At 40.0% G+C, this 21,422-nt stretch carries 21 protein-coding genes and 4 tRNA genes; 6 read left to right on the top strand and 19 right to left on the bottom strand.

Annotated elements, in window-relative coordinates; all coding sequences use genetic code 11:
* The first annotated feature begins 46 nt into the window (after window positions 1-46).
* Window positions 47-778 carry a hydroxyacylglutathione hydrolase gene (gloB, locus tag FTT99_RS08785; protein WP_180054508.1) on the top strand — a complete coding sequence of 244 codons (732 nt, stop codon included), beginning with the start codon at window positions 47-49 and terminating at the stop codon, window positions 776-778.
* Between the two features lie 91 nt (window positions 779-869).
* Here gloB and FTT99_RS08780 read toward each other — a convergent pair whose 3' ends face one another.
* A complete protein-coding gene (locus FTT99_RS08780) occupies window positions 870-1,136 on the bottom strand; it encodes a hypothetical protein (protein WP_257229248.1) in 267 nt (88 codons plus the stop codon).
* Between the two features lie 440 nt (window positions 1,137-1,576).
* On the opposite strand from FTT99_RS08780, the gene FTT99_RS08775 reads away from it, so the two are divergent.
* The gene (locus FTT99_RS08775) at window positions 1,577-1,780 is read left to right on the top strand and encodes a hypothetical protein (protein WP_078188846.1); all 204 of its coding nucleotides are present in this window, start codon (window positions 1,577-1,579) and stop codon (window positions 1,778-1,780) included.
* 306 nt (window positions 1,781-2,086) lie between these two features.
* On the opposite strand, the gene FTT99_RS08770 is transcribed toward FTT99_RS08775, so the two are convergent.
* The 6 genes from FTT99_RS08770 to FTT99_RS08745 form a co-directional block, all read right to left on the bottom strand.
* Window positions 2,087-2,171, bottom strand: a tRNA-Leu gene (locus FTT99_RS08770).
* Between the two features lie 73 nt (window positions 2,172-2,244).
* Window positions 2,245-2,329: transfer RNA gene (locus tag FTT99_RS08765), tRNA-Leu, on the bottom strand.
* Window positions 2,330-2,367: 38 nt separating this feature from the next.
* Window positions 2,368-2,441, bottom strand: a tRNA-Trp gene (locus FTT99_RS08760).
* Window positions 2,442-2,478: 37 nt separating this feature from the next.
* Window positions 2,479-2,563 (bottom strand) — tRNA-Leu (locus tag FTT99_RS08755).
* 107 nt (window positions 2,564-2,670) lie between these two features.
* Window positions 2,671-3,495, bottom strand: coding sequence for a protein kinase (locus FTT99_RS08750; RefSeq protein ID WP_257229249.1), 825 nt, complete (start codon window positions 3,493-3,495; stop codon window positions 2,671-2,673).
* Window positions 3,473-4,984, bottom strand: a complete 1,512-nt coding sequence (locus FTT99_RS08745) for a DUF3336 domain-containing protein (RefSeq protein ID WP_180129473.1) — start codon at window positions 4,982-4,984, stop codon at window positions 3,473-3,475. The genes FTT99_RS08750 and FTT99_RS08745 overlap by 23 nt, the downstream gene beginning before the upstream one ends.
* Before the next feature lie 189 nt (window positions 4,985-5,173).
* On the opposite strand from FTT99_RS08745, the gene FTT99_RS08740 reads away from it, so the two are divergent.
* Window positions 5,174-6,046 carry an ATP-binding protein gene (locus tag FTT99_RS08740; RefSeq protein WP_180129474.1) on the top strand — a complete coding sequence of 291 codons (873 nt, stop codon included), beginning with the start codon at window positions 5,174-5,176 and terminating at the stop codon, window positions 6,044-6,046.
* Between the two features lie 70 nt (window positions 6,047-6,116).
* Here the strand turns inward: FTT99_RS08740 and FTT99_RS08735 are convergent, their stop codons facing one another.
* Both FTT99_RS08735 and FTT99_RS08730 read right to left on the bottom strand, forming a co-directional pair.
* The gene (locus FTT99_RS08735; protein WP_180129476.1) at window positions 6,117-7,460 is read right to left on the bottom strand and encodes an amidase; all 1,344 of its coding nucleotides are present in this window, start codon (window positions 7,458-7,460) and stop codon (window positions 6,117-6,119) included.
* Window positions 7,457-8,752 carry an MFS transporter gene (locus FTT99_RS08730; protein WP_180129478.1) on the bottom strand — a complete coding sequence of 432 codons (1,296 nt, stop codon included), beginning with the start codon at window positions 8,750-8,752 and terminating at the stop codon, window positions 7,457-7,459. The genes FTT99_RS08735 and FTT99_RS08730 overlap by 4 nt, the downstream gene beginning before the upstream one ends.
* Window positions 8,753-8,849: 97 nt before the next feature.
* On the opposite strand from FTT99_RS08730, the gene FTT99_RS08725 reads away from it, so the two are divergent.
* Window positions 8,850-9,818 (top strand): Lrp/AsnC family transcriptional regulator, encoded by a 969-nt coding sequence (locus tag FTT99_RS08725; RefSeq protein WP_180115229.1) that lies wholly within the window; start codon window positions 8,850-8,852, stop codon window positions 9,816-9,818.
* A 38-nt stretch (window positions 9,819-9,856) separates the two neighbouring features.
* Here the strand turns inward: FTT99_RS08725 and tsaD are convergent, their stop codons facing one another.
* Window positions 9,857-10,873, bottom strand: a complete 1,017-nt coding sequence (gene tsaD / locus FTT99_RS08720) for a tRNA (adenosine(37)-N6)-threonylcarbamoyltransferase complex transferase subunit TsaD (protein ID WP_180129480.1) — start codon at window positions 10,871-10,873, stop codon at window positions 9,857-9,859.
* Window positions 10,874-11,019: 146 nt separating this feature from the next.
* On the opposite strand from tsaD, the gene rpsU reads away from it, so the two are divergent.
* Window positions 11,020-11,235 carry a 30S ribosomal protein S21 gene (gene rpsU / locus FTT99_RS08715; protein WP_001136722.1) on the top strand — a complete coding sequence of 72 codons (216 nt, stop codon included), beginning with the start codon at window positions 11,020-11,022 and terminating at the stop codon, window positions 11,233-11,235.
* A gap of 39 nt (window positions 11,236-11,274) precedes the next feature.
* Window positions 11,275-11,721 (top strand): GatB/YqeY domain-containing protein, encoded by a 447-nt coding sequence (locus FTT99_RS08710; RefSeq protein WP_078193617.1) that lies wholly within the window; start codon window positions 11,275-11,277, stop codon window positions 11,719-11,721.
* Window positions 11,722-11,835: 114 nt separating this feature from the next.
* Here FTT99_RS08710 and FTT99_RS08705 read toward each other — a convergent pair whose 3' ends face one another.
* The 9 genes from FTT99_RS08705 to FTT99_RS08665 all read right to left on the bottom strand — a co-directional run bounded on the left by FTT99_RS08705 (window position 11,836) and on the right by FTT99_RS08665 (window position 21,398).
* Window positions 11,836-12,393: a GNAT family N-acetyltransferase gene (locus FTT99_RS08705; protein WP_180129482.1), complete on the bottom strand. Its 558-nt coding sequence runs from the start codon at window positions 12,391-12,393 to the stop codon at window positions 11,836-11,838.
* 46 nt (window positions 12,394-12,439) lie between these two features.
* Entirely contained in the window at window positions 12,440-12,799 is a 360-nt protein-coding gene (locus tag FTT99_RS08700; RefSeq protein WP_180129483.1) for a hypothetical protein, read from the bottom strand.
* 121 nt (window positions 12,800-12,920) lie between these two features.
* Window positions 12,921-14,360, bottom strand: a complete 1,440-nt coding sequence (locus tag FTT99_RS08695) for a M48 family metalloprotease (RefSeq protein ID WP_180129485.1) — start codon at window positions 14,358-14,360, stop codon at window positions 12,921-12,923.
* Between the two features lie 85 nt (window positions 14,361-14,445).
* Window positions 14,446-15,417, bottom strand: a complete 972-nt coding sequence (locus FTT99_RS08690; protein ID WP_180094218.1) for a D-glycerate dehydrogenase — start codon at window positions 15,415-15,417, stop codon at window positions 14,446-14,448.
* 20 nt (window positions 15,418-15,437) lie between these two features.
* Entirely contained in the window at window positions 15,438-16,085 is a 648-nt protein-coding gene (locus FTT99_RS08685; protein ID WP_180129486.1) for a hypothetical protein, read from the bottom strand.
* Window positions 16,086-16,259: 174 nt separating this feature from the next.
* Window positions 16,260-18,149, bottom strand: a complete 1,890-nt coding sequence (locus FTT99_RS08680) for a M48 family metalloprotease (protein ID WP_180129488.1) — start codon at window positions 18,147-18,149, stop codon at window positions 16,260-16,262.
* Window positions 18,150-18,240: 91 nt separating this feature from the next.
* A complete protein-coding gene (purF, locus tag FTT99_RS08675) occupies window positions 18,241-19,779 on the bottom strand; it encodes an amidophosphoribosyltransferase (protein WP_078193623.1) in 1,539 nt (512 codons plus the stop codon).
* A 24-nt stretch (window positions 19,780-19,803) separates the two neighbouring features.
* Window positions 19,804-20,391 carry a CvpA family protein gene (locus FTT99_RS08670; protein ID WP_078188866.1) on the bottom strand — a complete coding sequence of 196 codons (588 nt, stop codon included), beginning with the start codon at window positions 20,389-20,391 and terminating at the stop codon, window positions 19,804-19,806.
* Window positions 20,392-20,396: 5 nt separating this feature from the next.
* Entirely contained in the window at window positions 20,397-21,398 is a 1,002-nt protein-coding gene (locus tag FTT99_RS08665) for a quinone-dependent dihydroorotate dehydrogenase (protein WP_078188867.1), read from the bottom strand.
* Window positions 21,399-21,422 lie beyond the last annotated feature (24 nt).

Below are 21,422 nucleotides of genomic sequence, written 5' to 3'. Positions count from 1 at the left end.
TTTTCATGCTAACTTTAACTTAATTTTAAATATTGAATGAATGGATATGGCGTTTAAAATACATACATTGGATGTCAAAAATTCACTGCAAAATTATATTTGGCTGCTTGAACACACCGAAAGCCATGATGTCATTGCGGTAGATCCTACTGAAGCTGCCTTAGTCGAGCGCTATTGTCAGGAACATCAACTCAATCTCACACAAATTTGGTTAACGCATTGGCATAAAGATCACGTCGGTGGCGTACCGGAACTTATTCAGGATAAAAACATTGCCGTTTATGGTCCCCGTGCAGAATTGAGCCGTATTCCATGGGTGAATTATCCTCTCGATCATAATGACCGTTTTGAATTTCATGGTCTTGAAGTTGAAATAACAGCAACGCCCGGCCACACCCTTGGTCATATCGTATATTTTATCGATGACATTCATACACTGTTCTGTGGCGACGTATTATTTGCTATGGGCTGTGGACGTGTATTTGAAGGTACTTTTCAACAAATGTACGATTCATTGAACCGTATTGCCGCATTCCCTGCAGAAACTCAAGTGTATTGTACTCACGAATACACCCTATCGAATGCGCAGTTTGCGCGGCATGTTGAACCTGATAACCTTGCCATACAACAGCGGTTTGATGAGGTTGAATCCCTACGCATGCTCGGGCAATGTACTTTACCAAGCAGCATTGAATTAGAACTAGAAACCAATCCATTTTTACGCGCAGAAAGTGTTGAAGCATTTCAACGCTTAAGAGAACTTAAAGACAATTTTTAATTGGATTGCGAGGTATAAGCATTTTAGATTTCATCACAAATAAACTGTTTTATTTGTGATGAATGTTTCGGGCCGATTTTTCATTTTATGTTTATAAAATTTGATTGGTTGCAGCAAACTCATCCAATTCAGCTTGAGTCACAACTCGAACGGCTTGCATTTCATCGATACGTACCATCAATAAACCACCTAATGCCGGCTGATAACGTCGTGCACTACCAAATGGTGTATATGCCACTTTGGATTGCTCCGAAAAGACCAACCAATCTTCATGTCCAAGCATCACCGCAACAGGCGTCTGTCCCGCTTGTTGCATCTGTTCAATTTTTGCTTTGACATTGTGCTCAATGTTCTGCATGCGTTCAATCTACTTATACCAATAGAACATAGTATAAAAGCATTTCGATAAATCTTGATGAGAAATAGCATTGCAAGCTCACCTATCCAGCGAATTAGGCTTTGAACAAGCTGTTATTTGCAATCCACAACTGCATACCCAAACAGCTGTGCATTCTAAGCCAAGCAATCGTTTATTTTGCGCACAGCTTCTCTATGCACATAGGATATATTTTAATCCAACTGCCAAAAACCTAATTTTTAAATACGTTATATTTACTTACATTAAGTTTAGCTTTTTATAAAACAGCAAGTTAAATGAGTTTATACCGTTTACAAGCCAATAATCTGTTTATTTATCCATCAAAATTTCATATTTTAAATAAAAGTTTTTCATTTCCCCTTTAAAAAATATTTTGACACCCCTATTTAATATTTTAATGATTGATAAGGAGTTCGCTCGTGAAAAAAGTGGTTAAAGCAAAAAATTTAGTTGCCTTCCGTCTTTGGTTAGAAAAGTTAGGATATTCTGTTCGTACACTGGCAGATAATCGTGGATTTACATTCAGTTTTAAAAAAGAATATGGTCTAGTGACTGTAGACTTGTCTGGTAATGCTTTGGCCATGCAGCTCGGTGAAGAGTTTGAAGATCATTTAAAGGCATAATCTTCTTTATAATTTATTCGAACGATTAGAAATAAATGATTTAATTCGATTGATTCGAATCCGCATTTCAAAATTTGCCCGTATATTCGGGCTTTTTTTCACCTTTGTTTTACTGACTCATTTTAACGAGAGAAATTTTAGACAATCAAAAAGCAAGATTAGACATCTTGCTGTATCTCTTCGTTCATCATTCTTTCATTAGATTTTTTTATTAGAATTAGTCTTCAAAAAAGACCATGTTTAAGACACTGATTTGTTCGAATTTCAAAAACAAAAAAGCAAGGTATAAAACCTTGCTTAATCTAATGGTGGGGACGGAGAGACTCGAACTCTCACACCTCGCGGCGCTGGAACCTAAATCCAGTGCGTCTACCAATTTCGCCACGTCCCCAACTCGGGTGCTGACAATGTCAGACTTAAATTTGTTTTAAAAACCTGTTTATTTGGCAACTTAATAAATTAAGTGGTGGGGACGGAGAGACTCGAACTCTCACACCTCGCGGCGCTGGAACCTAAATCCAGTGCGTCTACCAATTTCGCCACGTCCCCAACAGGGTTGCTGACAATGTCAGACTATTTTTAAAACTTGGCAGAGGATCAAGGATTCGAACCTTGACGAACGGTTTTGGAGACCGTCATGCTACCATTACACCAATCCTCTGTAACCTTCACTACTAAACTCATGTTTAGTAATTCAGTGGTGGGGACGGAGAGACTCGAACTCTCACACCTCGCGGCGCTGGAACCTAAATCCAGTGCGTCTACCAATTTCGCCACGTCCCCGATGGCTGTGTATATTATAGAGATCACCCCTACATGACAAGCCTTTTTTATAAAAAAGCATCTTGTTTGTTTAAATAAAAAACAATAGTGCCTTTTTTGTATTTTTCTTAAGCAAATTCAGCAACTAAGTCGCTTTTTAAGCGATAAAAATCCACCAATCTGTCATTTTTTTGCTTCATCAACATGTGTTGCAATAGCTGATTAAACCCTTGATATTGTATCGGCAGATCAAGCTTTAAGCGTTGGCAATGTAAATAGGCCCAATCTTCATAGTTTTTCGCCTCTAAACGCTGTGATGTCAGCCATTCCAAGAAAATTATCCCCAATGCGTAGATATCACTGTGCAAAGATTTTGCTTGTCCATGGAAAAGTTCTGGAGCCATATAACGTGGTGTCGCAGTTAAGGCATTTTGCCGATCAAAATCTAATGGTAGCGCTTGCTCAAAGTCGATGAGTCTGCACTGCCCTTGCCAATTCACAAAATGCTCTCGTTTTAAATCTGCATGTATCCAACCGTGCAAGCTTAATCGTTCAACAACATCGAGTGCTTGCCATAGCACTTGCCTCACCTGCTCAATGCTCAAATTCGATACAGGCTGTAAGAACCAAGGCTCAGCATTCGGCAGTATTAATAGGCGATCAATAGGCTCTTGCTGAATACTGAGATGCGTCTCTTTTATCACTTGAAAAGGTAGCGTGATGCTGTCTTGTGTAGACGCATGACTAAATAGATGGTACAGCTCAATTTCTCGACCAAAACTAGCTGCATGTTCAGGGCTGCTGTCACTGACTTGCGCCTTGAGCCAATAATGTTGTTGGTTGAATTGAAATTGATATGAACGACGGCCAAAAACCAAACTTTTGGATTTGGTTTTTGGCTCATAAATGATTTGCGTTAAATCCGCGGACTTAAACTGCAATAAACTCTGCATGTCGTTGACTGGGTTCATTTTGATAATTTAATAATTCCAAACAATGCTGAATGGTCTTACCGATGCGGGCTTGCGTTTCGATTAATGAAATCTTCGGCCAAGTAGCTCTTTCACCTTCACGCTGCAATACTTTAAACAGATAAGGTCGTGGATTTTGCAACATATAACTATAGTGTCTTAAGCCATATTTCCCCACAATATTGACATCACCATAGTAACGCTGATCCACCACGCCATAACCATGATCAAGCAAACGTCTAACAGGTGGAATACTTCCTGCACGCTCACGGGCAAAATCCATCACCCCTTTACTAATCACCTTACCTTGACGACGAACGATCCGCTCAGGCCAACTCAACATGCTTTTACGAAAGCGTGAAGCATCATCCTGCATAAACGGCACAATATGCGGATTGACCTGACTAGCGATACTATAATTAATATTATACAAACGCGCCATTTTCTCCTGTGGGAAATCACTGCGCACACTGCCATCCACCCAACGCGTTGCCGACATATATGGCGTAAATTGCCCGTCATAACGCTTACTGGTCAGTCGTACCGGTGGAAATAGAATGGGCACTGCACAAGATGCCAACACTGCACTCCACACCAACAAATCTGGTGATGTATACGCATTCATAATTCGTGCATCTTGTGATGCATCATAAGGCGCAACTGCCACATTGATATGCAGACCTGATTGCTTATATGCTTCGGCAAAAGTTAAGTCACCTAAGTTTTCAACCAAAAACTTTTTCAGATATTTTACATCTGCCAAACCGCCATTACCCTGCACTAACTCAGTCAATTTACGAAAGTGAAATGCCTCACTAAAGAAATTTTGTCCTTTTAATAAATTGGTAAATTCTGATGGTTTAGATACACCCAACATCCCGGTCATAATTGCGCCAGCACTGGAACCAGACAGAACTTTTGGCATCAAATCTTGTTCCATCAGTGCTTTACACACACCGGTATGAAACAAACCTAAAGTTGAACCGCCTGAAAACATCAAAACAGGTTGACCATAGGCTTTTTGGCTTTGTTCAAAGAATTCAATTTTTTGTGCAGCATCAAGACAAACGCATTCTTCAGATGCGATAAATGCCAAACTTTGACTCACCTCATCAACATAGTCTTCAATAATTTTTTTGGTGCCGACGTAGGCTTCTGTAAACAGCAAGGGATGGGCAATATTGCCCACATCATAAGTTAAACCTTCACTTAAAATGTACATCAAATCTCGAGTACGTTTCTGAGCACGATATCGTCTCAGTAACCCTAAACGATGAGTAATAATTTCTGCATCAAAATACGGTGAACTATTATCGAATTTCCATTCTTGCGCACCCGATTCTTCATCTATTTTAAGTGCGATATCTTTCCATTCTTCATAACATTCAGCACGGTCGAGCTGACGCTTTAATTTTTTTATCCGATATGCCTGATGTGGATTAATACTTTTTGAAAACCCTGTAAACAACATGACTATCCCTCAGCACACTTTAAACTGTTCACTCAGCTAGATTTATAACAACTTTTTGGTTATTCGAATAGCGCTGATCTCCTAGAACAATCATTTAACTTTGACATATTGAGGCGATTATAACTGCATTATTGATGTACACTGCTGTCATATACCAACCAACAACAAGACACGACAAGCTGACTTATCATGGCTACAATTGATTTACCTGACAACATCCTTCAATCGCTATCTACTGTACTCTTACAACTACAGCACAGTTTGCCTGAGCTTAAACAAGCACCCGATTTTTCGAGTATCGCTTTCAAATGGCAAGATAAGCAGCTTAAGGCCATTAAACAGCCCAAAGTCATGTATTTAGAAGACTTAAAAGGAATTGAACGTCAAAAAGAAAAAGTGATTCAAAACACTTTACAGTTTTTAAAAGGCTTACCTGCCAATGATGTTTTACTCACTGGCTCTCGTGGTACAGGTAAATCATCCATCGTACGTGCTCTGCTCACCCATTATGCAGACCAAGGTTTACGTTTAATTGAAATTGAGCGTGATGATTTATCTGATTTGCCAGAAATCCAAAAGTTGATTGAACATCGCCCTGAAAAATTTATCGTATATTGTGATGATTTGGCATTCAATGCTGAAGATGAAAACTATCGCAGCTTAAAAAGTGTTTTGGATGGTTCATTACAATCAGGTTCAAGTAATTTTATTATTTATGCTACCAGTAACCGTCGTCATTTATTGCCTGAATTCATGCATGAAAACACACCTGTAACCAAGGTAGATGTGCCTCAATATACTGAGCTTCATCCACAAGAAGCGATTGAAGAAAAAATATCTCTTTCTGACCGCTTTGGGATGTGGCTGTCTTTTTATCCAATGGATCAAAATTTATATTTAGAAATTGTTGAACATTATTTGGCTAAAGCCGAGATGCCATGGACAGATGAAGCGCGTGCTGAGGCACTACGTTGGTGTCAAGGTCGTGGGCAACGTTCAGGGCGTGCTGCTTATCAATTTTCAAAGCATTGGATTGGGTCAGAACAACTTAAACAAGCCTAGAGCCAAAAAATTAAATAAAAAAAGAACCGCAATAGCGGTTCTTTTTTTATTTAATATTACAAATGATTCGTTAATTCTGACAAATAGGTGGAAGCACAGAACGAATACCTAAACCATTGGCAATTTTCTGCACTGTGTTTACCACATTAATATCATTAGCTTGATATGAAACCAACTGAATACCCATCGGCAGTCCACTTTCACTTTGAGCCATTGGAAAAGCATAACTTGGTGCATCTAAATAGTTAAATGGACGCGTGTATTCACCCACATGACTAAACTCGATATCCATTGAGCTAGACACAGCTGCAAGGAATGGGCTCACTGGAAACAGCAAACATTGACCATTTAAAGAAGCTTTAAATGTTTGCTGAAACTCAGTTCGCTGTGCAATCAATGACTCGTATTTTTCCTGTGTAACACTCTTACCGCGCAGCACACGCTGACGAACTAATTCCCACATCTGTGTTTCAGCATTTTCAGCTGTATCGCCATGATATAAATAACTTTCATAAGCAATAATGTCAGACGTCCGGTCCGATAAATCATGAAAATCGAAATGTGCAGGTGGTTGCCAGTTTTTAATTTCGATTCCCAATGATTCAATGCGTTTTAGCCCTTCGCGCCAAAGGGTTAATACCTCAGGCTCAAGCGGATATGGAAATGCAGATTCATCTAAAGCATAAATTACATTTTGACTTGATGCCGCTCCAACATCTACATCCATCAATACATTGACTAAAGCGCTAATATCATCTGCAAATCGTGCAAAAGGCCCTAGAGTATCTAAAGTTTTGGATAAAGGTACTGCACCCGTGTCGGCAATTTTATGGGCTGAAGGTTTAAAACCAAATATGCCATTTAATGCTGCTGGTGTACGAATCGAACCACCTGTATCACCGCCAAAGGCCATAGGACTAAGACCACTAGCCACAGCAACCGCTGAACCTGAAGATGATCCACCCGGTGCAAATTGCTGCTCTGCCCACGGGTTTTTAGGTGTGCCTTGCATTGGATTTTGACCAGACAAACCAAAAGCCAACTCGGTCATTTTAGTTTTACCTAAAATCACAAAACCTAAATCTTGCAATTGATCAACCAGTTTACAGTTCGCTTGCGCTTTTTGATCTAAATAAACCGTACCTGCATAGGTGATATGACCCGCTACATCCAGATTATCCTTTAGTAAAATTGGCACACCATGAAATGGACTCAATCGTGTGCCTTGCTGAAGCAACTCATCTAAATGTTGTGCCTGTTGCAAAGCCTCGATTTCGAATAATTCCGAAATACAATCTAGATGTTTAAATGTTTGGTTTCGATCAATATAAAATTGAACTGTCTCTACTGAAGTTATCTTTTTGCAGGCAATCTGGCGACCAAGCTCAAGTGCAGATAAATTCACAATATTCATTTTATATCTTCCAAACCTTTTCCTGCCGTTTCAGGCATTTTCATAAATGTGATTAATGTTAATAATGCGCCAACCAATACCATAAAATAGAAGTAATCTTGTTTACCAATACTTTGTAGCCAAGTTAGCACATACGGTGTTGTGCCGCCGAGTAAAGCCACCATCAAGTTGTAGGGTGCGCCAATACCGACAGCTCGTACTTCTGTCGGAAATTGTTCAGACATGACTGCTGGGCCAATGGCGGTATATAAAGCATATAAAACCAAGCCAAAAAGCTCGACCATTAAAATAGATGCAAACGTACCATCCATCCATTTAATGATTGGATAAAAGAACACTAAATATCCCACAGCAAATACAATCAACTGCGGTTTACGACCAATTTTGTCTGATAGCCAGCCAAATACAGGCTGACACAACATAAAGATAATTAAGCCAACAGTATTTGCAGCAAAGGCTGTTTGTGGCTCTGCGCCTAAAACTTTAATGGCATAGGTCGGGACATACACCACAAAAATATAGAATGCAAATGTTGTTAAGATAGAAATACCCACAATACGAAGCGTTTCTTTCGGATGACGTTTAACCAGTACAACCAAAGGATTTTTTACTGATTCTTTTTTATGGGTCATTTCGCTATCAGGTACTGATTTACGAATCCACATACCCACCAAGCCGCCAATCGCACCCAAAATAAACGGAATACGCCATCCGTATTCGCTCATTTGGGTTTCAGTTAAAGTACTTGTTAAAGCCCAAGCAAGACCTGAGGCCATCAAAATACCAATCGCTGAACTGAAAAACATAAAGCTTGAATAGAATCCGCGTTTATTTTTCGGTGCCATCTCTGAAAGATAAGTTGCCGCTGAAGCGAACTCACCACCCAAAGATAAACCCTGAAGTAATCGCGCTAATACCAAAATAATCGGCGCAAAAATACCAATTGATTCATAGGTTGGTGAAAGACCTATCATCAAAGAACCACCTGCCATCATTATGATGGTTGCGGCCAAAGCTGCTTTTCGACCATAGCGGTCAGAAAAGATACCCAATACGATTCCACCTAATGGGCGCATGAAGAAACCTACAGCAAAAATTGCGAAGGTCGCAAGCAAGGATGCAGTTGGATCATCTGAAGGGAAAAATTGTTTCGCGAAAAATACTGCAAAAGTTGCATAAATCGTCCAATCGAACCATTCAATAACATTTCCTACAGTTCCTGCAAGAATAACTTTCTTTTGTGATACATTTCCTTGTGTGGAAATTGAGTTTTGCATTTTTGACTCATCCATAAGCGTCTCATTTAATATTTAGACATAAATACAGGTTGTATTTTATTTTCTAGACTTAAATTTAGATTATAATTAGTTTTTGGACAAGTCAATCATCATGAGTGAATCTTTTAGTTTCGACGAAATCGATACTGCATGCATCAAAGCTCTTATCTCCAATCCGAGAGGATCATGGCGAGAACTGAGCCAGATTAGTGATGTCCCTGAAAAAAAGCTGTCTCGACGTCTAGGTAGATTGCTAGATGACCAAGTTATACGAACTGCAATTGAATTAAATCCTGTGGTTGCCAATAAGGGTTACACCGTTCATGTCTGGATCAGTGTGAAATTTGGGAAGGAAAAAGAAGTTGCGCAATTTTTTGCAAACCGTCCAGAAGTACGCATTGTTTTTCTAACCACAGGACTTGCCGATATTTTCCTTGAAATTGGATTAGAAAAGGCCGCCGATCTCTCTGTTTGGATGCATGATTTTGTTACGCATATTCCGGATATTAAAACCGTAGAAACCCAAGCCGTTTTAAAACCATTTACTTGGGCAAGCAAACCCAAAGCTTTAGAAGGTACAAGCGATAAAAACGTCAATTTTAGAAGTTTGACTGAAATAGAGTTAAAACTGATTCATGCTCTGTCTATTGATGGGCGTTCATCTATTAAAAGTTTGGCAGAGCAAATCGAACTCAGTGAACATAAAACTCAGAAATTATTGAATGATTTATTGGAAGAAGGCATTTTCAACATTCGTGTCGATGTAGAACCCAGTTTGATGGGCTATAAGTCCGAAGCGATTATTTTGATTAAAGCTCGTCCAGATGCAGCAAATCAAATTGCCAAGACCTTGTCTGAACTTAAAAACACACGCTGCCTATTTGGCATTAGTGGAGATTCACAATTTTTCTGGCATGTCCTATGTAATGATTCAAGTGATTTATGGAAACTCATTACAGAAGATCTTGGTAATTTTGAAGGCATTCAATCTTGCAATACCAACATGGTGACATTGGCATTAAAACGTGCAGGATTTATGCGAAAAATCAGCAGCGCGCAGTTATTTTCAAATTTAGATTAAAAAAAGAACCGCAAATGCGGTTCTTTTTTTAACGATTTTTACGCTTCGTTTGGATTACTTAATTCCGTCATCGGCCAACGCGGTGTAGTTGTAACAGACAAATCATCATGCTGACCCGCTTTAAGACGCTGATAACCTGCAAACGCAATCATTGCACCATTATCTGTACACAGCGCAGGTTCTGCATAAAACACATTTGCACGGATTTTTGCCAAGTCAGCTTCTAAGCGCTCACGTAAACGCTTGTTTGCACTTACACCACCGGCAATAACTAAACGTTTTAAACCCGTTTGTTTTAAGGCCTTCACTGATTTTTTCACCAATGTATCAACCAACGCTTCTTGGAATGATGCAGCGATATCCGCCTCACGACCTTCGCCTTCAACTTTTTTTAGTTGAACTGAAACGGCAGTTTTTAAACCACTAAATGAAAAATCTAAACCTTGGTGTAGCATTGGACGTGGAAATTCAAAGGCATTGATGTCACCATTGATCGCCAATTTCGAAATATTTGGACCACCTGGGTATGGTAGACCCATCATTTTAGCGACTTTATCGAATGCCTCACCTGCTGCATCATCAATCGACTCACCCAATAATTCATATTGACCAATTCCATAAGCAGCCATCAATTGAGTATGTCCGCCAGAGACTAAAAGTGCCACAAATGGAAATTCTGGTGGAGTTTTAGACAACAGCGGCGCCAACATATGACCTTCCATATGATGTACACCAATTGCAGATTTATTCAGTGCAAATGCCAACGTACGACCAAACAATGCGCCTGTCATTAATGCACCCATCAAGCCCGGCCCGCGAGTATATGCAATGGCATCAATTTCAGATTTATCCATCTGACTTTCTTCAAGCAATTGTTTTAATAACGGAATTAACTTACGCACATGGTCACGTGAAGCTAATTCAGGTACCACACCACCATATTCTGCATGCAGTTTGATTTGGCTATACAATACTTGTCCGCGTAATCCTTGCTCACTATCGTAGAGTGCGAGTCCTGTTTCATCACACGAAGTTTCCAAGCCTAAAACGATCATTAAACTGCCTTTTGCCCATTTCAAAATATTGCGAAACCTATTATAGACTTGTGATATGAGATGTAAATGAGTAAAATACTGACCTTCACTTGTGATCAAGGGTAATTCGACCCGAGATCTTATCCATAACTTAATGAGGATTCTTCATGCCACAAGTTAAATTGAAAGAAGGCGAACCAGTAGACGTAGCTATCCGTCGTTTCAAACGTTCATGCGAAAAAGCGGGTGTTCTTGCTGACGTTCGTAAACGTGAATTCTACGAAAAACCAACTCAAGAACGTAAACGTAAAAAAGCTGCTGCTGTTAAACGCTACCAAAAGAAATTGGCTCGCGAATCAGTACGTACTACTCGCCTTTACTAAGATTAATTTGTGATTGATTGACTAACCTGGACAAGATAAATGACTACTTTAAAAAACCAAATAACTGAAGTTTTAAAAGCCGCTATGCGTGCTAAAGAAATGGACAAGTTAACGGTAATACGTAGTCTACAGGCAGCAATCAAGCAAATCGAAGTCGATGAGCGCATAGAGCTTGACGATAAGCAAGTTCTTGCGGTCATTGAAAAGCAAATCAAACAACGCAAAGAATCGGTTAAAGCCTTTTTAGGTGCAAATCGAGATGATTTAGCTAGTAAGGAACAAGCCGAGATTGAGGTGTTATCTCAATTTCTACCAGAAGCTATGACTGAGGAAGAACTTGATTCCATCATTGCGCAAACAATTACTGCGCAAGAAGCTACTAGCATGAAAGATATGGGTAAGGTGATGAACTCTCTACGTCCGCTCATAGCCGGACGTGCCGATCCTGCACAAGTTTCAGCTAAAATTAAAGCGAAACTCTCTTAATCTTTCATCTATATTGTTTGATTTGGTCTATTTAAGTACGCTGATGACTTAAATAGCCAAATTATCCAAATTCAAAAATAATTCAAATTCATTCATCATTTATAACTATCTTTCTTATTTAACGATTTCATACTTACAAATATCTCGCCAACTTCCATCTACTGGATTTTGAATTGCAGCTTGTTTGATTTCAATCAATTTAAAATTTGCTCGTTCACATAAACGTCGTGCTTGCTTGTTCTCTACATCTACAAAAGCGTTTAATTGCTTAAATCCTAGATCATTTAATAATTGATCCACAAATAACTGCAAGGCTTCAGTCATCAAACCCTGCCCTTTAAATTCAACATTTCCCCAAAATCCAACGGCAGCTTGATTTTCCATCCAATTGATTTGATGAATATCCATGACACCTAGAAAGTTATGCGACTGTTGCTCACGAATCACATAAACAAAATTTTCCTGATTTAACGCAGCCAACACTCTCGAATCACAAAATGCCAATGAAGCATCTAAATTAGGTTCTTGTAAGGACCAAGCCAAACTTGCAGGAAACATTCGTAAGGTTTCTATACTTTGACAGATCGCTTCATAAAGTGCTTTTGCATCGTGACGCTGAATCAACTGAAGCGTGATTCTGCCATGACTTATATCAAAATCATCGAGTTTCATTTTTTTCAGTTTCTCGCAATGATTTAAAATGTTTGTAAAACCAATTTTAATTTAGGGCACACTGCACATTATATTTTTTTAATAATTGCATCTCTTTTGATGCGATCACCTGTTGAATCACATCATGTTTATTCATAGTACGGTACTCACGATCTAAAAATGCACGATTTTCGTCTGCAGCACGATAAAGATCATTCACATAAGTCTGAACAATACCGCAGTATTTCACTTGCTGGTCTGCTTTAAATCCCTGTTGCTGCGGGTCTAACTGACTAAAAAATTGGCGTACATCAGTTTTATATTTTTCGTTAATATCATTCACAGCAATCACATATTGTTCTGCGCTAGCTGCTGCAATATTCGTTGCTAAGCCCAACAGACAGGCCGCCAAAATCATATTTTTCATTTGTAAGTTCTTAATCATAAACATTTTACATCCAGCTAGTTTACACTGATTAATCTAAGCCACTAAAACTACAATTTGCACTTTATAATCGACATAGATAAGTGCATCACAGTTGAAATCTTTATATTTTTAATTTCCGTTCATTTTGCATTTCGTCTACACGCTGCTTGATTTTTGCAGAAAGACTTTTCGAGTCTTTGGCGATGCGCTGCGCCTGTAGCAAAGATTTAATCGCGCGCTCTTCATCCCCGCCCCAATACTCTACTTCAGCTCGATATCGCAGCACATTGACCGAACGGAAGCTTGCATCTTTGTCTGCATCAGCCATTTGTAACATCAGTCGCCAACCACTCAAGTCGCGTGGATTTGCTTGTAAAAATCGCTGTAAAATCAGTTGTGCTTGCGCATATTCTTTGTTTCGAATCAAAGCCTCTGCATATTTATAATTTAATGCACGATTTTCAGGCATGATGATTGCCGAACTTTTCACAGCGTTCACGGCATCGGCTGTTTTGTTTTGTCCCAACAGCACATCGGTCTGCAAAATAGTAAAAAGTGCATGCGATGCATTTTGTTTTGCTGCTTCATTTAATAACTTTTGAGCAGCACTAAAGTTACCTTGTTTAATATGCAAGCTCACTAAAGCCAACTCAGCTGCATAATTCTTTTGTGCCACCATTGCATTTAATTGCAATTCAGTTGCCTGACCTGAGAGTACTCGACTATACCAGCGCAGAATTTCAAAATCTTGATCAACCAAACTAGTTTTAACTTTAGGCAACTGATTGGCACGTAAGCGAGCTTCGCTCATACGCTCCGTGGTTAATGGATGCGTCAACCAAAAATCAGGCAGAAAGCTCACTCGACTCGTAGAGCGATGCATCACTTCAAAGAAGTCAGCCATGCTCTGAGGATTGTATCCTGCACGGTACATATACTGCATCCCGATGCGGTCTGCTTCACGTTCTTGATTGCGGCTATAGGTTAGCTGTTTATCCATTAAAGCGGCTTGTGAACCCATCATTACAGCCGCACCTACATCACCATCTGCCTGTGAGGCCACCAAGGCTCCGACCAAGATACCGGCTAGGGACAATAAACCTTGCCCTTTAAAAGCTTCTTGTGAACGACTGTAATGACGTTGTGAGACATGTGCAATTTCATGCGCCATCACCCCTGCCACTTCATCCATGTTGCGAGCTGAATTAATTAATCCAGCATTTAATGCAAATAAACCACCCGGTACAGCAAAAGCATTAATTTGTGGATCATTAATTAATAACAATCCGACCGGTTGGTTGAGCTGGGTTTGGCTCAAAATATGCGTAAAGACAGATAAAAGACGATCTTCCATCCACGGATTTTCAGTCACAGGAAGTTGACGATGCACCTCACGATACACCTTCTCGCCAATGGCACGCTCTTTTTGTTGATCCAACAAGCCGACACCACTACCTATTTCAGGCACAGAAAATTGTGGGGATGAACTAAAATCTACGGACTGCGTCTGCGCCAATGTCGAACAAAGCCCGAGACCACATGCCAGTAAAATCTTTTTCAAGGTCTATTCTCTAAATTTCATATTCGTACTTCATCGAATATAGCATTGAATTTTGGTGAATTATGGAGAAAACTGTTGTGATTGTTTATTCAAATTTTGGATTGACCACATAGCGTGGCGCGCGCTCATGTACCAAAACATCCACTAGATTTTGATAAGCCAATTCCGCCATACGTTTACGAGTTGCCGCTGTAGCTGAACCCACATGGGGTAATGTCACGACATTGGCTAATGTAAATAATGGCGATTCTTGAAGTGGCTCTTGCTCATACACATCTAAGCCTGCTGCAAAAATTTGACCATGACTTAATGCATCGATTAAAGCGGCTTCATCAATTACTGAACCGCGTGAAATATTCACCAATACCGCATGCGATTGCATCAAGGCCAACTCACGTTCACCAATTAAAGCTTTCGATTCTGCATTTAAATCCACTGCAACGACCACAAAGTCAGCACGTTGCAACAAATCATCCAAATCGCAATATTGCGCTGATAACGATTCAGCCAATTCAATTTTTTCTCGGCGATTATGATAGAGTACATTCATATTAAAGCCGTAGCGAGCACGACGCCCAATGGCTGCGCCAATATGTCCTAAGCCAATAATACCAATAGTTTTAGCAAAGACATCCATGCCAAATTGCTCAGGGCCCACTGTACGCTTCCACTGCCCTTGTTTGGTCCATTGATCCAATACAGGCACTTTACGTGCCGCACTCATCAATAAGGTAAATGCTAAATCTGCTGTAGTTTCCGTCAACACATGTGGTGTATGACTCAACCAGATATTTTTTTGATTTAAAAATGCTAGATCATAGTTGTCATAACCTACACTTACACTTGAGATGACTTTTAATTGTGATGCATGGGCTAAATTTGAGGCATTCAACAAACGTCCTGCACCAATCATGGCGTCAGCATCTTTTGAATGCTCAAGAATTTGCTGATTCACATCGCCCAATTTAGGACTAATTTGGAAAACTTTAAATTGCTGTTCTAAACGTTGGATTATTTCTTGATCTATTTGACTAAAAACTACTACTTTTTTTTGCATAAATTTTCCATTTACGTAATTTAAGTATTTTGTCCTGCCTTATTTTGCATAAATTGCCATAGGCGTTTTTTCAATAAAGGCTGTTCAATCATTTGCTGTAAAGATGCCAATGGATACACCTTCGCATGCTCTAAATGCGGAATATCGCCTAGACAAATGACATTTTTATCCAAGCTCATCGCATCGATAAAACCCTGTACATAAGATGCTGCACCACGACCATCTTGCAAATTCACCCAACCAAAAGGCCACTGTAAGGCAAAAAAATCTGCACTGACTGCGCGCTGAATATTGCTCCACAAAACTTGCTGCTCTGCCGTTAATTCTGTGGCATCAATGACAATGACACAGTGCATTAAACAGATGGCTTCTAAGTTAAACGAAGGGATTTGAACAATTGGACGAACTTCAACAGGCTCAACAACCTTTGGTTCATCTTTAGGTGCTTCTACAGGTTGATTTACAACAACATTAACGTTCTTTTTAAGCTCAGCCTGTGATGAAACAGGCGTTGGCTGAGGCGCATTTTTGAGTAGAATTTCAGAGACTATTTCAGGAGCCGCCTGATCTCGCCAAATATTTGAGCTAAATTGCTGACACGGAGCCGCCTGAGGAATCCATACATCAATTCCCATTGCCGCCATTATGCTTCGCTGATGCCCAATCATGCTTTCATTTTCACCTATGCAAGGCTTGTTATTCTAACGGGATTCATTGGTTTTTGCTGAACTTTTATAAATCAATTAGACCACTCTATTTCTCTAATGATTATGTAGACTTGCTCAGACTACTTTTGACTTAAAATTAAACAATTTATTCATAAATCAAGCCACTATAAATAATTATACGATCATTAAACTATTTTTCTTTTGCATTAGTTCAACTATCTCAGCTGATTCAAATCCAATACGCCAATATAGTAGCTGCAAAACATCCAACTCATCTTGCGTGATAATTCGATCATTCCATAAACATATTTCAGCAACCCCAAGAATGCTTAACCGCTCACGCAGCAGCAGCCCAGAAATATCATTTAGGATTTCAGCCAAATCAATTGGCTCATCAGATATATCGCGATAGAACTCTAGTTCTTCTTTCGTTAAGATTCGATTGAGGATTTTTTCACGCACTTCGAGTTGGTTATCACTGTTAATTTGTTGCACATGCAACAAGGCATCAATCAAACGCACAATACTCGGTTTTACATCTTCTAAAGATGTAGGTGTATGTGCAGGCAACAGATTTAACTCATATTTGACTGTTTCAAGTAGTAATGCGTCGAGCAAACCAATTTCACCATCTTCCTGAATAATTTTGGCCAGCTTGGTTAAGAACTGCCGGGAAATTGTTGCTGGCATGGTACCAATATTTTTACATGCCTCATGAAAAATTGAGATATGCACACGACCATCAAGATTCAATAATGCATCTACAATCGCACGACTCACTTCAGCTTCAGTCGGAATAAACTCTCGATACTGACGAATCATTAAAATAGCAACCATCACCTCACGCGAACCCGTTGCTGTTTGCAAGGCACGTTGGATCAATTCAGGCCGCTGCCAATTTTCACGAATCTCGGGGTTCAACGGTTTAATTGCATCTCGTATCGCAAAACTAATCGGTGACAAGCGCAGTAAAGGTAATGGTTGTGGCGAGTTCCATGGTGTTGCAACATCTGGACTAGCTTCTTCTAGTGAACGGAATAAATAAAATAGCGGCTGGTTTCGCAGTTTTTTTAAATTTTCTAGTTGCAGGTCATGAATGAGCGCCGGATTTAATTCAAAAATACGCTGTTCAATACTTGGGTGAATATTCATCCAGTTTTGCGGACTGAGTGAGTTTGCAAAACACATATGAGAAATCGATTCCGCATATTCACTAAGAATTTGCGAACCTGAATGATGCACATAAATCCTTAATAAGGTTTGAATATTGGCATCATTTTGAATCAGACGTTTAGTTTTCTGGTCATTACGATAGGTTCGAGAACCCAAAGAGATATATTTAATAAAGCGGGAAATCAAAACACCTAAACTACCGATCAACCAAATAACTGCGCCAATCGCTACAAAGAGCGTTTCAAACTTATTGTCCCGTGCTTGTCCATTTTTATAGAAACCACGTTTTGCAATTTTACTGCCCCACTGACTAAAGGTCGTCAAACCGCTATATAAGATTTTCAAACGGGTATTTTCAGCAGCTTCCCCCGACAAGATCTTATTAAATTCATGGCTCAGCAAACCATACATTTCCATCTCATCTAGGGTTTGTAAGGCACCCCAGGTTAAAATGATCGATGTATCTCGAGGGCTAAAACCAGCGGTGAGCGCATTCACACCCACTTCATCAGGTAAGACATAAAGTGCGGGAGTATCTATTAAAAAGGTATCTGCCAGCTGCTCAGTCATACGCAGTGCAACACTTTCTTCAGGAATACTTTCAATGAGACTCAGACGTCGCGCACCTAACTGTTTTGCAAGTGAATAGCCGCCTAAGCGAAAGGTGTAAAAATCATAGAGAACTGAAACCAACATAATCAGCAGCACAGCCGCCACTAAAAATGGGCTAAGTACATGCCAATAAATAGACTGTGTGGAATCATAATAATCCACAATTAAACCGACAATTACATTAATAATTGCGACGGTCAAAAACACTGCCGCCATACACATGGTGACAGGCCAAAACATATTTTTGTTTTTTATAAAATCATAACCCACACGTCTCAATGTAATACCCTTAAGCTACATTGTCTTTTGTTTGCTCATCATAAATGAAAAAAGCGGGAAATTCCCGCTTTTTCAGTGTGTTTTTAGCAGATTATTCTTCGCGAACACCTGTTAAATCCACAGAAGCCGCATCAATGTTGACATCGATATAAGCTGGCTTTTCATTTTTTGCAGAATCATTACGTTTACGCTCTAGTGCAGCAAGATATTCTGCATCAATACCACCTGCCACGTATTTACCATCAAATACAGAACAGTCAAAGTCTTGTAACTCAGGGACTTTCTTGGTGCGTACTGCAGATTTAAGATCTTCCAAGTCTTGGAAAATTAAGCGATCAGCACCAATAATTTCACGAATTTCTTCAACGCTACGTTCTGATGCAATCAGTTCAGATTTGGCTGGCATATCAATCCCGTACACGTTTGGATATTTCACCATCGGTGCAGCAGACGCAAAGAAGACTTTTTTCGCACCCGCATCACGCGCCATTTGAATGATTTCGTTACAAGTCGTACCACGAACAATCGAGTCATCGACCAATAGTACGTTTTTGCCTTGGAACTCTAGCTCTACAGGGTTAAGCTTTTGACGCACAGATTTCTTACGAAGTTGCTGACCCGGCATAATGAAGGTACGACCGATATAACGGTTCTTCATGAAGCCTTCACGGAATTTCACACCTAAAGTATTTGCAAGCTCTAGCGCTGAAGTACGTGAAGTATCAGGAATTGGGATCACGACATCGATATCGTGCTCATCGCCCCATTCACGTAGAATTTTCTGAGCAAGTTTTTCGCCCATTTTCAAACGTGCTTTGTAAACTGAAATACCGTCAATGGTTGCATCTGGACGCGCAAAATATACGTATTCAAAGATACAAGGACGATATTCAGGGGCTACTGCACACTGCTTGGTCGACATCACGCCATCAGCAGTAATATAAATTGCTTCACCCGGTGCAATATCACGCTCAACCTTAAAGCCGAGCGCTGTAATTGCGACAGATTCAGACGCAATGATATATTCCATACCATTTTCAGTCTCACGCGAACCGTAGATCAATGGGCGAATACCATTTGGATCACGGAAACCAACAAGGCCCTGACCGGTGATCATAGCAACAACCGCATAACCACCTTTGCAACGTTCATGCACACGTGATACCACGTGGAATACATCTTCAGCACTTGGTGTAAGTTTTGCGCGTTTTTGCAATTCGTGAGCAAATACGTTTAATAATACTTCTGAGTCTGAATCGGTGTTCATATGACGTAAGTCAGTCTTGAACAAGTCATCATGAATTTCAGCAGCATTAGTTAAGTTACCATTATGTGCAAGCGTGATGCCATAAGGTGAGTTTACATAGAATGGCTGAGCTTCAGCACTGCTTGAAGAACCAGCAGTTGGGTAACGAACATGGCCAATACCATAATTACCCTGTAATGCACGCATATGACGTGTGTGGAACACATCACGCACCATACCCGTATCTTTACGCAGGAATAAACGACCATCCTGACAAGTTACGATCCCGGCTGCATCCTGTCCACGATGTTGTAACATCGTTAACGCATCAAACAACATTTGGTTAACAGGTGATTTACCAGCTATACCAACTACTCCACACATAGCAACCTCGCAGACAAGCTAGGGTTAATAAAAAGGATTATTTGTTGACTCACCCGATCCAGAACGTCCGTGCTTGTTCTGCGACTCAGATGGTAGGTCTGAAGATTTCTGAGCATCTTCAGACTGAATATGATGAAGTGCTTGATTTGCAGCATCTTTGGACAATTCGGTTGCCCAAGGCGCATATGGCAATAATGACTGAACCATTTTAGATTGTTTCCAATGTGGTGAACTTTCTACCCAAGGACCTAGCCCCTGCATAGTGATCAGCACCACCAACAATCCTTTTAAGCTTCCAAAAACACCACCTGCCAGTCGATTTAAAGGACCGAGTTTTAATGTTTTCAAAATACTGTTCAATAACCATGTCGCGACCCAAGTCATGACTACAATCAACAATACAATAAATGCGAACGCGGCAATCTTCTGTACCACTGGATCTGTACTTAAAGATGTCATCGAAGGTGCAAGGACGGTTGCATACTTTGCCGCAATGACAAGTGCAAGAATCCATCCAATGAAGTTCGCAAAGGCTTTTACAAATCCTTGACGCAAACCGTTAAGCCCTCCAATGAGCAAAATAATCAGTATAAAGATATCAATGGTATTCATGATATTTACAATGCGTCTACGCAGTCTTTTACAAGTGTCGGACCTGTATATATGAGGCCACTATACACTTGTACAAGGCTTGCTCCTGCTTTTTGTTTCGCAACAGCATCTGCGCCCGACAAAATACCACCTACACCGATCAATGGAATTTGACCATTTAATACTTTAGCAAAAGCCGCCAAACATGCCGTACTTTTTTCAAAGACTGGTGCACCGGATAGACCACCAGCTTCATCACCAAATGGAAGGCCTTCAACACCTTCACGTGACAAAGTCGTATTGGTGACAATCAGACCATCAATTTTAAATTTTAACAATTGTTGTGCAATAAAATTAATGTCTTCAGGTTCTAGATCTGGTGCAACTTTAAGTACTAAGGGTACATAATGTTGATTTTCATCCGCCAACTCGAGTTGACGTTTCTTGAGCGTCTCTAACAGTTCAGTCAAAGCATCACCGCTTTGTAAGCTGCGAAGATTTTTTGTGTTAGGAGATGAAATATTAACCGTAATATAAGAAGCGTAGTTATAAACTTTTTCTAGACAAATCAGATAATCGTCAACTGCTTTTTCAACAGGTGTGACTGCATTTTTACCGATATTGATCCCAAGTACACCCTTAAATTTTGCAGCTTTGACATTTTCGATCAGCTGATCCACGCCATCATTATTAAAGCCCATACGGTTAATAATGGCTTTTGCTTTCGGTAAACGAAATAAACGCGGTTCAGGGTTACCTGATTGTGGAAGTGGTGTAATTGTACCAATTTCAATAAAGCCGAAGCCCTGGCTCGCCAGCGCATCGATATAAGCACCGTTTTTATCAAGACCGGCTGCTAAACCAACTGGATTCGGAAATTCGATTCCCATACATGTCACTGGTTTAGACGCCACGTTTTGACGCATCATTCCCATCTTGTGAGAAGATTTCAACAGCGATAATGTCAGCTCATGTGCACGCTCTGGTGCTAAAGTAAACAACAAAGGGCGGGCTAGAGAATACAACATATCTATAAAAGTCTACTGCTTTTT

Origin of the sequence: Acinetobacter sp. YH12040, from assembly GCF_013420005.1 — a bacterium.
In the GTDB taxonomy this organism is placed as follows: Bacteria; Pseudomonadota; Gammaproteobacteria; order Pseudomonadales; family Moraxellaceae; genus Acinetobacter; species Acinetobacter amyesii.
Note: the sequence above shows the minus strand (reverse complement) of the source record. Positions and strands in the feature narration are given on the sequence as shown.